The following is a 16,576-nucleotide window of genomic DNA, read 5'->3' as shown; positions in this document are numbered from 1 at the left end:
CTTTACAAATATTAAGGAGATTGCCTTGCTTTCTGAAAACCGTAGAAATTACGCATTAATTGGATGGCTTATTTGTGGTCTTGGAGCTTTGTTTTACAGTTACGAATATTTGCTTCGAATAGCACCTAGTGCGATGGAAACTGCTCTACGCGAGCATTTTAATTTATCAGCCACAGGATTTGGGCACATTTCATCTATATATTATTATGCATATGTTCCTATGCAATTGCCTGTAGGGATAATGATGGACCGATATGGTCCACGAAGATTGTTAACCTTTGCGTGTATGGTCTGTGTTATTGGAACTTTTTTATTCACAGGAACAACCTCTTTTTGGGTTGCCGCTTCAGGACGTTTTTTAGTTGGATTAGGTTCTGCATTTGCATTTGTGGGGGTATTAAAACTCGCTACCATTTGGCTACCTGAAAATAAGCTCGCTATGGTTTCTGGTATCACTTCGGCATTAGGAACTGTTGGCGCCATGCTCGGCGATAATTTTTTAGAAATATTTGTTGTTCGATTAGGATGGATTAAAACCTTAAATATCACAGCTTTTTTTGGAATTGTATTAACCTTTCTTTTATGGTTAGGAATTCACGATAAAAAAGGTCGACACAGACAAAGTGGTACCGTTTCTGACTTTAAAACAGGTTTAGTCGATTTAAGTATCATCATCAGTAATAGACAGATATGGATTAACGGATTGTATGGTTGCATGGTCTATCTACCGACAACTGTTTTTGCTGAATTATGGGGTATCCCATATCTAAGACATGCTCATGGGTTATCGGCGCATGATGCTGGTTTAGCGAACTCACTTCTTTTCTTGGGTTTTACTGTAGGTGCGCCACTGATGGGCTATTTTTCTGACCGAATAGCGCGCAGAAAGCTACCGATGTTTTTAGGTGCTAGCATTGCAACGGTTCTGATGCTGGTTATTCTCTATTTCCCTGGCCTGACGGAAACGAACGTGCAAATACTCATGTTTTTCTTAGGGTTATTCTATAGTGCCCAAGCAATCGTATTTGCAGTTGGAAGAGAGTTGAGTCCTGGAGAAGCAGCAGGTACCGCGATGGCGTTTACTAATATGATCGTCATGCTCGGTGGCATGTTATTGCAACCTTTAGTAGGACATTTATTAGATTTCAGTTATTCCTTACGAAGTGGTGCTTCAGTATCTTCAGCTTTGGTTGTGGATAATGTTAATAAGTTGTACAACATGACGGACTACCGCATTGCACTTGCTTTTATACCGCTTAGCATGCTTATTGCGGCTTTATTAACATTCTTTTTAAGGGAAACTCACGCTCATGCACCTAAATGATATCGTTTCAAGGAAACAATTGCTTTGTGGCATGTTTATCTGCTTTGTTGGGGCTATTTTTTATTGCTATGAGTTTATCTTACGCATTATCCCCGGTGTTTTGCAGACCGAGTTAAGCATTGCCTTGGGGCATATTTCTGCGACCACTTTTGGTCAGATATCTGCCTTATACTATTTTGCATACTCACCTATGCAAATGCCTGTTGGCATGCTGATGGACCGATTTGGCCCCAGAAGGCTTTTAACTTTTGCCTGTATCTGTTGTACGGTTGGTTCCTGGATGTTTACCCTGACCTCATCCATGTTTTTGGTTGGGGCAGGACGTTTTCTAGTGGGTTTTGGTTCTTCGTTTGCTTTTGTGGGGGTTTTGTCTCTTGCATTACATTGGTTACCCAGACGTTACTTTTCTTTAGTCGCAGGTCTGATGACAACCTTGGGAATGTTAGGCTTGGTCTATGGTGAAGTGAAGATTACTGAATGGTCTGAGAGCATGGGCTGGGAACAGGTATTATTTTCGATAGCAATTGTAGGCGCCGGTTTGAGTGTGTTGATGTTTATTGTGGTTCGTGATGGACCTGAAGGGCATCAGCCGAATAAACATCCTTTGCCAGAGTTCTTTCAAAATGTTCTTAAAGTATTAATGGCTCCAGAGGTTTGGGTTATCGGTTTTGTCGGTGCTTGTTTGTATACTTCTTTGTCCGTATTTGGTGAGTTATGGGGAAAGACTTATTTAGAGCAAGCGCATGGTTTGACTAAAGTTGAAGCGGCGAAAACAGTTTCCGCCGTTTTTTTAGGTTGGGCAGTTGGTGCTCCTATAGCAGGTTACTTATCAGATCGTACGGGAAGACGTTTGTTGCCTTTAGTTTTAGGGGCAATTTTTGCCTTGATTTGTATTAGCATTGTCTTGTACTGGCCTGGTTTATCTTATTTTAGTTTGAATGTTTTCTTGTTTTTGTATGGTGTATTCAGCGCCACGGAAATTATTGTATTTATCATGGCCAAAGAATGTACTGGTGCTCAATTATCAGGTACGGTATTTGCGGCAACTAATATGATAGTCACCCTTGGTGGGGTCGTTTTCCAACCACTAGTTGGTAAATTGCTGGATACTTTTGGTGATAGTGGTATTGTTGAAGGGGAGCATATCTATACTGTGGTAGATTATCAGGTTGCTTTATCTATATTGCCTCTTTCATTATTACTCGTCACGATTCTTGCGTTCTTTATCAAAGATCATAAAGACCATCCAACTAATTAAATTGTAGCCTGGTTGCTTGCAACCAGGTGTTGTCGATTATTAATTCTGGTTGCAAGCCACCCAGCCTACATGTAATTATTAGCTAAATATGGCGATTAACTCGGTTACTGGCCGACGTAGTGAGCCTTGGCAATTAATAAAACGTGATACTGGGAAGCTCTTGATTTCTGCTTTTCTATAATGGTATCGAGTAAATTCCGTGTCGTGATTGGACAGAATGACAGGAATCCCTTTTGCTGCTGTTTCTTTAGCCAGCTCAGTGAGTTCTATTTGATCTTCTGTAGTAAACAGTTTTTTAGTGTAGGGCAGATGGTGTGATTTCTCTGAAAGAAGTACATAAGGTGGATCACAATAAATGACATCACCGCGTTCGGCGTTTTCAAATGTTTTTCTAAAGTCTTGATGGATGAACTCCGCATGTTGGCTCTTCTGATGAAAAAGCTGCATTTCCTTATGCGGAAAATAGGGTTTGTTGTACAGGCCAAATGGAACATTATAAAACCCTTTAGAATTATATCGGCATAATCCATTGTAACCGTGCCGGTTTAGGTAAAGAAAAGAAGCTGATTTTTGTGGTGAATGAGCCGATTCATTAAAATCAGATCTTATTTGATAATATTTTTCTTTCTGGTTGAATTCTGGACTGAAATAGGTTTCACAGAGCTTAATAAATGCACTTCCTTGCTGTTGCAATGTAGTGAAAAGATAAATTAAATCTTGATTGCTTTCTGCCAACAGATGGGAGGAATAATGCGTATTCATAAACACAACGCCTGAACCAGCGAAGGGCTCAATTAAGCGTTTGCCCGGAGGAAGAAAGGGAATAATCTTTTCTAGGCAGTTGTATTTACTACCTGCCCATTTAAGGAAAGGCCTTATTTTAACCATAGGTTTTACCACGATTTATTCAGAAAGAAGTATTGCTTATTTTTAAGAAAAAAAACAGAATTTTTTGTTGTAAAATTTTATTTCATGATAATGTTTATAACCATATTTACAATGAATTAATATGTTCTTATCATTGATTTTTGTTGCAAAAATCAAATGTGAGGCATGATGAGTCAACGTGGAGGTAAACGAGAAGGAGCTGGGCGCCCTTTAGGTAGGGGGAAATATGGATTAGAGCCAACTAAAGCAATACGGATTCCCCTTTCTCGTCTTCCGGAAATTCACGACCTATTGGAAAAGGAACCTAAAACATATCAATTGCCTCTGTATTCCAGCAAAGTCCAAGCAGGGTTTCCTTCTCCAGGTGATGATTATATTGAACACTATTTGGATTTAAATCAACAATTAATAAAACATCCTGCCGCGACATTTATTCTTACTGCGACCGGAGATTCGATGATTGATGCAGGAATTCATTCGGGTGATCTTTTAATTGTGGACAAGAGTCTTGAAGCACAGCATGGAAAAATTGTGATTGCAGCGCTCAATGGTGAGTTAACTGTGAAGCGTTTATCTAAAGTTGGCGGACGCGTGCAGCTTCTTCCTGAAAACCCAAAGTACAAACCAATTGATATTACAGATGGACAAGATTTAGTGATTTGGGGCGTAGTGACTTATGTAATTCATATGCCGAATTAATAGTAAGTGTTCAACAATGGCGTCAGCTTTAGAATAGCCTGGATGAAGGTCTGAAGGACTGTAACCCGGGTTTCACTTTCGTTGAACCCAGACTAGATATAATCAGTTCAGCATTCCCAAATTACAGGAAATAGAGGATGTTCCATTGGCGCACCTGCAGGAAGCTGTTCGAGTAGCCCTGGAAAATCAGGTGATGTGATCCATTGTCTTGGCGCATGCGTTATGTCATCGCCGAGGAATCGTAGAGAATATACTCTTCGTCTTTGGTTATAATGCACCCCGCTTGCAGAGTGCAGCGTGAGCATATGAAAGCAAACAACATCACCAGGATTTATTTCCCAACTTATGATGGGATAATATTCGCGTTGCGCATCAATATTGGGCAGTTCAGAAAGACTTCCCTCCGGAAACCATTTGGCTTGATTATCCATAAAAGAGCGGGGCATGAGCCATGGTCCTAAATGAGAACCCGCTACGAACTCTAAAGTGGACGCACGCGGTACTGGATCAACAGGTATCCATAAACTGCAATTTTGCCTCCCTGCCACATTGTAATAAGGTTGGTCTTGATGCCAGGGTGTCCTTTGTCGAGTACCTGGTTCTTTAACTAAAAGATGATCATGATACAGTCGAGTTTTTTTACTCTCCATGAGTTTGCCTGCAAGAAGACTGGCTGGTGATTCAAAAATAAATTGTTGGTAATGAGGGTTCGTTTGCCAGGTACAAAAGTCTTCAATAAATTGTCCTGGATCATCGCTTTTGCTGGCTATTTTGGCCCTATGGCTGAGCGATTTGAGGTTGAGCTCAATGCCTTCACGCAGTAACTCTATTTCTTCAGAACTTAGCATTTGACGAACACAAACGGCACCATCTTTTTTATAAGCATCAAGATGAGCTTGAGTAACCGTTGCTTCAACACGTTGAATAATTTGCTGAGAAATGGAATGGTTTTTCATTTGTTGGTGCAGAACAATATATTACTTCCATTGATAATACTCGAACTCAAGAAAAAGAACTATTTCTAGAAGAATTTATAAAAATGAGAATGATAACAAAAGCTTGTTTTAAAAAAACTCATGAGAGCAATGAAAAGTTATGATATTTTACTGCTTTGCTATAAAACAAGGATTTGTAAATGCAAGAGTTGAAGTTAAGTTCGAGTGAACGAAAAATTATTTTTCTTGCCTCTTTAGGTGGTGCTTTGGAGTTTTATGATTTTGTCATTTACGTTATTTTTGCACCAATAATCAGCCAGATTTTTTTTCCGGAAACTGACAAATTGGCGTCACTGATGAGTGTGTATGCTGTTTTTGCGATTGGCTATTTAATTCGTCCTTTAGGTGGGGTTGCTTTTAGTCATTTTGGGGACAAATACGGTCGCAAGAAAACGTTTGTTTTTTCAGTTATCCTAATGGCTGTTCCAACGGTTCTTATTGGGTTTTTACCTACTTATCAACACATAGGCATCTTTTCGAGTATCCTTTTGATTTTTTTACGCTTATTACAAGGATTATCGATTGGTGGAGAAATTCCAGGTGCATTAACGTTTACTTGTGAGCATGTCAATCCTCGTTCCCGAGCGCTTGCTTGTGGTGTTATCTTTTCTTTTCTTAATTTAGGTATTTTTCTAGGGGCTCTGATAAGTTTAATCTTAACGAATCAACTTTCAAAAGCTCAATTATTAAGCTTTGGTTGGCGCATTCCGTTTATATTTGGCGGACTGCTGGGAATATTTAGTTTCTACATCCGTAAACGATTGGCTGAAAGCCCATTATTTCTTGCCTTTAAGAACTCATCCGAAAGTACGCGCGTGCCTTTTGTTGAAGCAATTACCTTGTATTGGCGAAAGATTTTGCAAGGCATTGGGGTAACGTGTTTGGGTTCGGTCATGATTAATTTGTTATTCTTATATATGCCTACGTACCTTTCAACAATCCTTGCTTATCCAAAACAGCAAGCGACCTTATTTAATACGATTAATTTGGGTTTTTATTCCTTGTTATTGATATTTTTTTGCTGGTTTGCTGATCGAGTGGGCCGTAAGCTAGTTCTTTTAATCGGCGCAGTTGGGTTTATTTTATTAAGCCATTTTTTATTTATTATGTTATCCCAGCAAACTACATGGTCATTGACTACCTCTTTAGCTATTTTTGCTATTTTGAGTAGTTCCATTATGGTTTATCCCAGCTTACTGGTTGAGCTATTCCCTGTGTCAATTCGTTATACTGGGATTGCTATTTCTTATAATCTTGCATTTGCCTTTTTCGGAGGTTTAACTCCATTCATTGTTACTTATTTAATTGAGAAACTAAACAACAATCTTGCGCCGAGTTTTTATCTCATGCTGAGTGCAATGCTGTGTTTTATCGCCGTATTAACTATTAAAAAACTCTATGCAGAAAAGGAGGTTTTATCGTGAATTGTGCAGTAAAAGCTTTTGTCTTATTCAGTTTGTTTTTGTGCTTGTCTCTGGCAAATGCGGTGAGGCCTTTTATTATTGATACGGATGTGGGGGTGGACGATGAATTGGCAATTCTTTATTTGTTAGCACAAAAAGATATTGATGTTAAAGCGATTGCTGTAGTGGGCACTGGGGAGGCTCATTGTTCCGCCGGATTAAGAAATGTTGCTGGATTGTTGTCCTTGATGCATCATGAACACATTCCACTGGCTTGTGGTCGTGAGACACCTATGGCTGGAACGCATCAATTTCCTGATTGGTTACGTAAACTCGCTGATAATTTAGTCGGGGCTGCTGATTTATTGCCACAAGTTCAAGTAACATCTTCGCAGACTGCAATTCAATTGTTGGAGTCCACCTTAAAAAGCGCAAAAGAGCCTGTTGAGATTTTAGCGATTGGCCCTTTAACCAATCTGGGTGAGCTTGTGACCCAAATGCCAGAACTAAAAAATAAAATTAAAATGATTTATATCATGGGTGGGGCAGTGGATAGCCCTGGGAACATAGTAGAGGTGGAACCTTCAATTAAAAATAATACTGCAGAATGGAATATTTATGTTGATCCTTATGCTGCAGACAAAGTATTTCGTTCTGGAATCCCTATCACCATGGTTGGCCTGGATGTGACCAATCAGGTTCCCGTAACCAAAGCTTTTTATCAGAAACTGAAACAAAACCAATCGAATCTCGCCAATCATTTTTTCTATGAATTGTTTCATCACAATGAGGCCGAAATATTTGAACACAAGTGGTATTTTTGGGATGTACTCTCGGCGGTAATTGCCTATGATGATTCAATTGTTCAATCCAGCAATAAAAAATTACGTGTTGTATTGAGCCCAGAAGAGCGGGCAGGGACTACAGTAGTGGATAATGAGGGTAACACGGTACGAGTATGTACTTCCGTAAATCAAGAACAATTTGAACATGTTTTAATGGATACACTAAAAAAGAAAATGTTCTGATTGGTGATTGTAGCCTGGGTAAAACGTATCGAAACCCAGGCTACAAAACACTTTTTTAATTAGGGACAGAACGCTTTTCTTCAAAAAATTCTATCTTGCCTGTTTTGATGTCATGTAGTCCCGCCACAATTCCTATTTGTTTTTTACTAATTAACTCTTTGATTATTGGGCTTCTTTCTTGTATTTCTTTGACTACTCTCAAAGCATTCGCTTTAGCGATCGCATCAATTAATTTGGGTTCACTGCAATTCTTTGTTCCCTGTTCTTGCATACTCATTTGCACAACAGGCTTAATTTTGTCTAAAACATCGGTGAGATGTCCTAGCTGAACCCCATCACATGCACCAGCAACGGCACCACATGACGTATGTGCCAAGACAACAATAAGACGAGAGCCCGCTGCTTTAGTGGCAAACTCCATACTGCCTAGAATGTCATCATTGAGTACATTTCCGGCGACGCGTAAGGTAAATAAATCAGCTAAACCTTGATCAAAAAAGAATTCAGGAACACTACGTGAATCCATGCAATTAAGAATTACTGCAAATGGGTATTGTCCATAAGAGGATTGATGTGCTTGCTTTAAATAATCTCTTGATATTTGGGTGTTGGTTAAAAAACGTTGATTTCCATCTTTTAAGCGTTGCAGCGCTTGTTTCGGGGTCATCTGTTGTTGCTTTGCTTGTGTTATTGTTTTACCTAAAACAGGTGCTTCTGGGGTATTTGAGTTTGCAAAGCTCGTGGAAGCACAACTAAAACCAAATATTAATATCAAAATTTTTGTCAGATGCTGCATTGTAAATGCTCCATGTTAATTAGAAATTATCCCTTATTGAGAATAACTTAATTTTGCATAATGTACACGCTAAAAAGAGAAATAGCGGTTTTTGGGGAATCGTAGCCTGGGTTTTGCTTCGCTTCATCCAGGCTACACTTTTTAAAAACCAGCAGGTTTATTGGTCATTAGGTAAAAAACAATAATCAGACTAATAAATGCTGGCCAACCTAAGCAAAACCAATATTTAAAATAGCGGAAGTAAATAGGGGGCAAGGGGGTATTTTTTTGTTCTGCCTCCGTGGCAAAATCGCGCATTTTAATCTGGAGATACACCACAGGAAACCAGCAAAACGCTGCGATTAAATAGCCAATAATTGATCCCATCACCCATAAAGAAGTCCATGCATAGCCGGCTAAATAGACCATCCATAATCCCGTAACTGGTTGAATAAAACCAGAGGTTCCAGTAAAGATCCAATCGGCAAGCACAACATAGTGTGTTGTTGCTGCAATCACTTCAGTTTTACCAGTTCTATGTCCGTACAGCATGGTACAGGCAGTTCCTATACCCGTGCCAAAGAGAATAGTTGAACTGATAACATGAATAAATTTGAGCCAAAAATAGAGCATTATCGATCAGACTCCAGGGCTAAAGAAATGCATATTGCAACCAAAAGTGGAATATTTTTCGCTAAAGGCGCAAACGGTTCAAACCATAAATTAGGAAGTTTCCACGTTAATAGAGCACTATAACCTAAAATAATAAGGATTTGTAATAGGGTAATTTTTTTTAATTGATTGCTGAACAACACAGCCAAACCAATAACTGCATCAAGAATGCTCGCGCCATAAAATAAAATCGGTTGCCAGAATGCGTTCACCCCAATTTGCGCCAAAAGTCCATAAGAGGCTGCTTTAGGGTAGAAAAACAGGCAACTGATTGCCGTAAATAACCAGATAAATGCAATACTAAACTTTAAAATGGGTTTAAGAAAATAAAGTCGCGCATGCCAACGATCCTGAATGGAGCTGGGATGGCGATACATTCCCTCCGGAAATGCTTGTGGTGTAAAACCAATTTTGTTTTGAAACGTTTGTGTTTCTTCCGAGCTTGTAATGCTGTTTTGCACAAGTAACTTATAAGAGTTCGTATTCAAGACAGAGTATGGGATTAAATCGCCAATAAATGATGCAAGTCGGATAAGTGTTACAGGCACAAAACATAACCTTGATTTGGCAAAACCCAGCCAGGAGCGCATGTGGGTTAGGATATTATTTAAGTTAATCTGTTTGGCACTTACAGCATGTAACAGCAAATTCTGTTCTGAAGGAAGCTCCATGAGTTTGATGATGGCTTTAGATAAGTCTTCAACATGAATGGGTTGAAATGCCTGTGTCCCGTGCCCTGGTACAGGGGTAATCCAAGGTAATCCACAAAGACCACGAAATAAAGAAGAACCTCCATAAGAGCCGCGTCCATAAACTAAGGAGGGGCGAAGAATAATTGATGGAATAGGGAGGGTTTGTAAATAGTCATCAGCCGCTTTTTTACTTTGAGCATAAACTACATCGGATGTCTCAACACCAAGAGCAGAGATTTGTATAATCTTTTTTACTCCGACCTGGACGCATGCATCAAATAATGCTTTCGGCGTCTTATAATGAATCGACCATATTATTTTATTATTTGGATGGTAGAGAATTCCTACACAATTGATTACCAGGTCAATCTGTTGTAAACGTTCTTTCCAGTGATTGATGGATTGATCATGGATAAAATCACAGCGAATGACACGTGTTGTGGAGAATAGTTTTTGCGTAAACGCAACATCACGGACACAGCATGTAACGGCATGTCCGGCGGCAATGAGATCAGTTACAATGTGAGAGGCAATAAAACCTGATGCACCAGTGACCAATATATTCATTGCAGACCCTTAATCGTTTTTCTCTTGGCGTAATCATAAATTATCTGAGACTTTTTTTCAGCTGACATGCGTTTGAAAAATTAAGTCAAGAAATCCCTTCTCCCTAAAAGGGAGAAGGTGACTGCAGGGGCGAATGAGGGATGTCCTCGTTCCGACCCTCTCTCACGTGGGAGGGGGAGCTTCTGGGAATTTGTAGAAGATTAGTGATTAAGCCTCTTTTAATTGCGGATTCAAAGAGAAAATACGAATCCTATGCTGATCTGGATCAAGTGCTACAAAAGTATAACCAAAATCCATCATTGTTGGTTTTTGGGCAATTTGTATTCCTTGTTGTTGCCAAAGTGCATAAAGCTCATCAATTGCGCGATCATCTTGTACTTGCAGTGACAGCTCATTTCCCCCGCCAAGCAGGGTAGCATGGGGTTCAACAGAGTGTTTCGACCATAAACCAAGACGCATCCCTGATTTCAATACAAACATGACAAAAGTAGGTGATGAACCTATGGGTTGGCTCTTAAGTATTCCTTCGTAAAAAGGTGTACTTATTAGAGGATTATCGACGTAAAAAATTATTAAATTTGGATCAAGATGCATAATAAACTCCTTTTGATTTAACGGAGATAAGAGTTTAAAGGATAGTACTGACAGTTTTTGTCAGCAGTGATTGACTCCGATAATACAAGATATGGATAAGCAAAGTGATTGGTGTTTTAATATCGCCAAAGTGGCTCTGGCCAATAAGTAAAGACAGGAATATTTATAAGGAAGTTGATCATGAATAAGTTTTACGTCGATCCTGATATCGCACAAGCCTCTACTTTACCTGCACATTTTTATACGTCTTTGGAATGTTTTGAACAAGCAAAAGAAAAGATATTTGCCAGGACTTGGCAATTTTGCTGCAGTACAGAAAGCTTGCGGTTAGAGGGGCAACTGGTGCCTTTTACCTTATTGCCAGGATTGTTAGATGAACCTTTATTATTTGTGCGAGATGAACAAGACCGTTTTCGTTGTCTCAGTAATGTATGTACTCATAGAGGGAATATCTTAATTGATGCACCATGTTCTGCCGAGAAAATTAAATGTTCCTACCATGGGCGTAGATTTAATCTATGTGGTGAACTTCTGCATATGCCTGAATTTGAGAAGACCTGCAATTTTCCAACGGCACAGGACAATTTGTCGCAGATCCCATTTGATTGTCTTGATCCCTTTCTTTTTGCTTCATTAGCGCCGCAAATATCTTTTAAGGATGTGTTTGTCGATATTAAGGAACGCCTTTTTTGGTTACCCATGGAAAAAATGCGTCTCGACAGCAATCGTTCACGTGATTACTTAGTTAAAGCGCATTGGGCATTGTATTGTGAAAACTATCTCGAAGCATTACACATTCCCTTTGTCCATCATTCGTTAAGAAAAGTGATTGATTGTACCACTTATACCACAGAACTTTATCGCTATTGTAATTTGCAATTGGCGCTAGCCAGTCCTGGTGAGGAAAGTTTTGATTTGCCTAAGGATTCCCCTGATTATGGCAAACAAGTTGCTGCTTATTATTATTGGATTTTTCCAAATACCATGCTTAACTTTTATCCGTGGGGATGTTCTGTCAATGTAGTAAAGCCAATGGGACCTGAATTAACTAAAGTTTCCTTCTTAACGTACGTTCTTGATGAATCTAAGCTAGGTAAAGGTGCTGGCGGTGATTTGGATAAAGTGGAACGTGAAGACGAGGCAGTTGTCGAGTCAGTTCAACGAGGGATTCGTTCGCGTTTTTATGAGACGGGTCGCTTCTCTCCGACAAAAGAACAAGGAACTCATCATTTTCAGCGTCTACTTTGTGAATTCCTTAATGATTAATAGATAAACAATAGTGACTATTAACACCGGATGATTTTTCTCTGGAATCAAGGATTGAATGATGCACGAATTAGCTCAAGAGCCTGTGCTGAAACGAAAGCTCAATGCACGTATATTGGGAATGATCACCTTGGGTGGCTCTATTGGAACGGGTATTTTCTTAGCGAGTGGTAATGCTTTATCCGTGGCGGGGCCTGGTGGTACTTTGTTTGCCTATTTGATCATGGGAATCATGGTCTATTTCTTGATGGCTAGCCTTGGTGAAATGGCGGCATTCATGCCGACTAGTGGATCATTTTATGTTTATGCCGCGCGCTTTTTCGACCCATCTTTAGGGTATGCGCTGGGATGGAATTATTGGTATAGCTGTGCCATTTATATCGCGTCAGAAATTTCTGCTTCTGCATTAATCATGCATTTTTGGTTTCCTGAGAGTTCATCATTACTTTGGTGTTCTGTTTTTCTCTTTTTGATTATTGGTTTTAATGCAATATCCACTAAAGCATTTGGTGAGATGGAGTATTGGCTTTCATTTATCAAAATTTTTGTCATTATTTTATTTATTGTCACCGGTGTTTTCTTGGTTTTTGGTTTCACAGAGTACAAAGCAGGTGGTTTTCAAAATTGGCGCATTGGTGATGCTCCGTTTCATAGTGGATGGATTGGTATTCTTGGTGCTTTTGTCGCAGCAGGTTTTTCTTTTCAAGGTACTGAGTTAATTGGAGTTGCTGCAGGAGAGAGTGAACAGCCTGAGAAGACGGTTCCCAAGGCGATAAAAATGGTCTTTTGGCGTATTCTCATATTTTTCATTTTATCACTTTTTATTATCAGCCTGTTAATTCCCTATACTGCATCACAGTTGGCCAGTTCTGATGTGGTCACGAGTCCTTTTACCTTAGTGTTTCAACAATACAATAAAGCGTTTGCAGCAATGATTATGAACGCGGTCATTCTTATCGCAGTCATATCAACAGCAAATTCAAGTATGTATGTTGGCAGCAGAATGCTTTGGTATCTTGCCAAAGAAGGGCATGTTCCTCGTGTTTTTTCTGTCGTCAACAAAAGGGGAATACCTATCTATGCTTTAGCGTTAACGAGTGCCATTGCCATGTTGGCTTTTTTATCTTCTATTTTTGGTAACGGGACGGTTTATTTTTGGTTGCTCAATGCAACAAGTCTTTCCGGTTTTATTGCGTGGATGGGCATAGCAATCAGCCATTATCGTTTTCGCAAGGCTTATTTGCATCAAGGCAACGATCCTGCCAAGCTTCCTTATTTGGCTAAAGGATATCCTTTCGGACCTTTATTTGCTTTTGGCGTATGCATTATCGTGATTGGCGGACAAAATTATACGGCCTTAATGGCAACTCCTATTGATTGGTATGGCTTGCTTATTTCTTATATTGGTGTGCCATTGTTTCTCATGCTCTGGATTGGAAATAAATGGATTAAAAAGACCAAAATGATTCCTTTGAGTGAGTGCCAGTTTCACTGCGAATAAGCGGTAATTGCTCAAGATAATGATTTACAAATTGCTTTGTGCAGCTTATATTTGATTGATGTACATTAATCAAAAAGTGACCTAAATCATGTATGCATTAATAGACTGTAATAATTTTTATGCATCGTGTGAGCGTCTTTTTCGCCCTGATTTACAAGGGAAGCCTATCATTGTGCTGTCCAGTAATGATGGCTGTGTTATTGCTCGCTCCAATGAAGCCAAAGCTTTAGGCGTTGGTATGGGAGAGCCTTATTTTAAAGTTAAAGGGTTATGTACACGTCATCAAATTCAGGTATTTTCCTCTAATTTTACTTTATACGGTGATGTATCTCAGCGTGTGATGGCAACTATAGAGCAAGATTGGCCACAGATGGAAATTTATTCTATTGATGAGGCTTTTCTTGATTTAAGTAGTATGCCTGCACATCTGCATGATGCATTTTGTCTTGCATTGCAAAAAAAGATTCTAAAGCATACGGGGATTCCCACCTCTATAGGTATTGGGCAAACGAAAACACTGGCAAAGCTTGCAAATTATCTGTGTAAAAAAGTCTTAAAAACGCCTACTTTTAATATGAACAATCAAGAGGGGTGGCTGAAAAAAATTGCCATCAATGAAGTATGGGGTATTGGTAGAAAGTGGAGTAAAAAGCTTATTGATTATGGTATTTATACGGCTTTTGATTTGGTATCGACTAATATCCATATGCTGAAAAAACAGTTTAATGTTGTGATGATGCGTACGGCTTTAGAGTTGCAAGGTATTCCTTGTCATGATTTGGAAATACAAGAAGCCAAGCAAAGCATTCTATCCTCCAAAAGCTTTGGCTCCATGCAAACGGAGTATACAGCCGTAGCTGAAGCTTTGAGTAGTCATTGCGCACGTGCCGTTGAAAAATTGCGTGGACAACACTCATTAACACATGGCATGCATCTTTTTATCTACACCAATCGCTTTCGAGACGATTTGGCGCAACATGTGCAATCTATTGCAATCCGTTTTGCTTATCCAACAGATGACTTGCGAATCATTACTCACTTGGCAAAGAACGGTTTATCGCAAATTTTTAAGCAAGGGTATCATTATAAAAAGACGGGGGTATGCCTTGTCGATCTTATTCCTAAAGAGTTACGCCAGCTGGATTTACTTCATCAAGTCAGTCAAAAGGAGTTACAAAAGACAGAGGACTTTATGTTAATTTTCGATAAAATTAATCAAAAGTTCGGCCGCAACACTTTATATCTTGCTGCAGAAGGCTGCAATAGTAAACCTTGGGGTGCGCGCTTACAAATGCGCTCACCACGTTACACCACGTGTTGGTCAGAATTACCTGTAGTGCGAATTGGCAAATGAGCTGTTATACCCGTAAATGTATGCTTACGGTATAACAGACGTAGATCGGGCATTGGTCCGGCAATATAACTGCTCTGATGTTACTTTGAGTTAACAAAGTTGTTGAGCCAAGACCCAACTTACACCAGTGAAGCAAACCATATTGGACACGCATATGTTTACAGAAATAGCGCGTTGCAAAGGTTCAATTGAAAGATGTATTGTTAAGCCCTACTATAATAATAATTTATTCTATGGAAGTGTTTTTATGGCAAATAAAGTACCAAACATTGTGATTGTAGGTGGTGGTGCCGGAGGAATGGAGTTGGCCGCATTGCTTGGGAAGAAATTTGGAAAAGCAGGTACTGCATCCATTACTTTAGTTGATTGCTCACCAACCCATATTTGGAAACCACTATTGCATGAGGTTGCAGCAGGTAGCTTGTTTACCAATGAAAATGAAATTGACTATCTTGCATATGCTGCGACACACCACGTTCATTTTGTTTTAGGGGCGCTTGAAGGTTTAAATCGAAGCAAAAAAGAAATTTATTTGTCCCCTTTTTACAGCCACGAACAAGAGATTTTGCCCAAACGTGCAGTTGCATACGATATTTTAATTATTGCGGTGGGAAGTGTTGCTAATGACTTCGGTATTCCTGGGGTGCGTGAACATTGTTTGTTTTTGGATAATATAGAGCAAGCCGCTTATTTTCATCGTGAGCTATTAAACCGTTGTATGCGTCTTTCACAACAACCACAGCAGGGCCAATTTAATCTTGTAGTGGTAGGAGGTGGAGCTACTGGGATCGAATTAATCGCCGAATTAAATAGCACAATCCATGAAATTATCGATTATGGTATTGGCATTCAACCCGAACTTATTTCGTTTACTTTAATCGAGGCGGCAAATCGATTATTGACCGCACTTCCAGAAGATCTCTCAGAAAAAGTGGCTACTGGATTAACACGCATGGGAGTAAAAGTTTGTGTCAATCAACAAGTTGATACAGTGACAAAAGAGGGTTTGCATACTAAATCGTCACAATTTATTCCTGCCGATCTTGTTGTATGGACTGCTGGCATTAAAGCACCAGATTTTCTGCATCATTTAGATGGTTTGGAGGTGAATCACATCAATCAGTTATTAGTGAAGCAAACTTTACAAACAACCTTGGATGATTCTATTTTTGTGTTAGGGGATTGTGCGAGTTGTCCGCAAACCAATTCAGATAAAATGGTGCCGCCACGTGCGCAGGCAGCACACCAACAAGCACGTTTTTTGTATAAAAATTTACATAAATATTTAGAAGGTAAACCTTTGCCAGTTTATCATTATCATGATCATGGTTCTTTAGTGACTTTAAGTCATCAAGTGGTTGGTAATTTAATGGGCAAAATGACTCAGCGATTCATGATAGAGGGTAAATTGGCGCGTTTATTCTATTTATCTTTATATAAACAACATCAAATGTCATTATATGGTGGGTGGCGAGTTTTCTTGCTGACCTTGTCGAATGTGTTAAGTCGTAGGGTAAAGCCTCGACTCAAACTGCACTAGCATTATTCAAAGTTGTACCT

At 39.4% G+C, this 16,576-nt stretch carries 15 protein-coding genes; 9 read left to right on the top strand and 6 right to left on the bottom strand.

Translation table 11 applies throughout. The annotated features are described in order from the left end of the window. The first annotated feature begins 25 nt into the window (after positions 1-25). Both BGO44_RS13510 and BGO44_RS13505 read left to right on the top strand, forming a co-directional pair. Positions 26-1,324, top strand: a complete 1,299-nt coding sequence (locus BGO44_RS13510) for an MFS transporter (protein ID WP_273197376.1) — start codon at positions 26-28, stop codon at positions 1,322-1,324. Beyond that, a complete protein-coding gene (locus BGO44_RS13505) occupies positions 1,311-2,582 on the top strand; it encodes an MFS transporter (protein WP_058509361.1) in 1,272 nt (423 codons plus the stop codon). The genes BGO44_RS13510 and BGO44_RS13505 overlap by 14 nt, the downstream gene beginning before the upstream one ends. Before the next feature lie 78 nt (positions 2,583-2,660). On the opposite strand, the gene BGO44_RS13500 is transcribed toward BGO44_RS13505, so the two are convergent. After that, complete coding sequence (locus BGO44_RS13500) at positions 2,661-3,470, bottom strand: DNA adenine methylase (protein ID WP_273197373.1); 810 nt, start codon at positions 3,468-3,470, stop codon at positions 2,661-2,663. A gap of 168 nt (positions 3,471-3,638) precedes the next feature. Here BGO44_RS13500 and BGO44_RS13495 point away from each other — a divergent pair, with 168 nt between their 5' ends. After that, the gene (locus BGO44_RS13495) at positions 3,639-4,169 is read left to right on the top strand and encodes a LexA family protein (protein ID WP_058509363.1); all 531 of its coding nucleotides are present in this window, start codon (positions 3,639-3,641) and stop codon (positions 4,167-4,169) included. A gap of 107 nt (positions 4,170-4,276) precedes the next feature. Here the strand turns inward: BGO44_RS13495 and BGO44_RS13490 are convergent, their stop codons facing one another. After that, positions 4,277-5,125, bottom strand: coding sequence for a phytanoyl-CoA dioxygenase family protein (locus BGO44_RS13490; protein WP_273197371.1), 849 nt, complete (start codon positions 5,123-5,125; stop codon positions 4,277-4,279). A 179-nt stretch (positions 5,126-5,304) separates the two neighbouring features. Here BGO44_RS13490 and BGO44_RS13485 point away from each other — a divergent pair, with 179 nt between their 5' ends. Beyond that, positions 5,305-6,588, top strand: a complete 1,284-nt coding sequence (locus BGO44_RS13485) for an MFS transporter (protein WP_058509365.1) — start codon at positions 5,305-5,307, stop codon at positions 6,586-6,588. Next, positions 6,585-7,595, top strand: a complete 1,011-nt coding sequence (locus tag BGO44_RS13480; protein ID WP_273197368.1) for a nucleoside hydrolase — start codon at positions 6,585-6,587, stop codon at positions 7,593-7,595. The genes BGO44_RS13485 and BGO44_RS13480 overlap by 4 nt, the downstream gene beginning before the upstream one ends. A gap of 55 nt (positions 7,596-7,650) precedes the next feature. Here BGO44_RS13480 and BGO44_RS13475 read toward each other — a convergent pair whose 3' ends face one another. The 4 genes from BGO44_RS13475 to BGO44_RS13460 all read right to left on the bottom strand — a co-directional run bounded on the left by BGO44_RS13475 (position 7,651) and on the right by BGO44_RS13460 (position 10,895). Beyond that, positions 7,651-8,391 (bottom strand): carbonic anhydrase family protein, encoded by a 741-nt coding sequence (locus BGO44_RS13475; protein WP_058509367.1) that lies wholly within the window; start codon positions 8,389-8,391, stop codon positions 7,651-7,653. A 141-nt stretch (positions 8,392-8,532) separates the two neighbouring features. Then, positions 8,533-9,003 (bottom strand): DUF2269 family protein, encoded by a 471-nt coding sequence (locus BGO44_RS13470; protein WP_273197365.1) that lies wholly within the window; start codon positions 9,001-9,003, stop codon positions 8,533-8,535. Continuing rightward, on the bottom strand, positions 9,003-10,301 hold the full coding sequence (locus BGO44_RS13465; protein ID WP_273197364.1) for an NAD(P)H-binding protein: 1,299 nt from the start codon (positions 10,299-10,301) through the stop codon (positions 9,003-9,005). The genes BGO44_RS13470 and BGO44_RS13465 overlap by 1 nt, the downstream gene beginning before the upstream one ends. 207 nt (positions 10,302-10,508) lie before the next feature. After that, positions 10,509-10,895, bottom strand: a complete 387-nt coding sequence (locus tag BGO44_RS13460; protein ID WP_058509370.1) for a VOC family protein — start codon at positions 10,893-10,895, stop codon at positions 10,509-10,511. Between the two features lie 180 nt (positions 10,896-11,075). Between BGO44_RS13460 and BGO44_RS13455 the strand changes: the two genes are divergently transcribed. The 4 genes from BGO44_RS13455 (at position 11,076) to BGO44_RS13440 (ending at position 16,556) form a co-directional block, all read left to right on the top strand. Further along, the gene (locus BGO44_RS13455) at positions 11,076-12,161 is read left to right on the top strand and encodes an SRPBCC family protein (RefSeq protein WP_273197362.1); all 1,086 of its coding nucleotides are present in this window, start codon (positions 11,076-11,078) and stop codon (positions 12,159-12,161) included. A gap of 58 nt (positions 12,162-12,219) precedes the next feature. Beyond that, on the top strand, positions 12,220-13,662 hold the full coding sequence (locus BGO44_RS13450) for an amino acid permease (protein WP_273197361.1): 1,443 nt from the start codon (positions 12,220-12,222) through the stop codon (positions 13,660-13,662). A gap of 88 nt (positions 13,663-13,750) precedes the next feature. Further along, positions 13,751-15,016 (top strand): Y-family DNA polymerase, encoded by a 1,266-nt coding sequence (locus tag BGO44_RS13445; RefSeq protein ID WP_058509373.1) that lies wholly within the window; start codon positions 13,751-13,753, stop codon positions 15,014-15,016. Between the two features lie 247 nt (positions 15,017-15,263). Further along, the gene (locus BGO44_RS13440; RefSeq protein WP_058509511.1) at positions 15,264-16,556 is read left to right on the top strand and encodes an NAD(P)/FAD-dependent oxidoreductase; all 1,293 of its coding nucleotides are present in this window, start codon (positions 15,264-15,266) and stop codon (positions 16,554-16,556) included. Positions 16,557-16,576: the final 20 nt, after the last annotated feature.

This window comes from Legionella sp. 39-23 (assembly GCF_001897665.1).
GTDB classification, from domain to species: Bacteria; Pseudomonadota; Gammaproteobacteria; order Legionellales; family Legionellaceae; genus Legionella; species Legionella steelei.
Note: the sequence above shows the minus strand (reverse complement) of the source record. Positions and strands in the feature narration are given on the sequence as shown.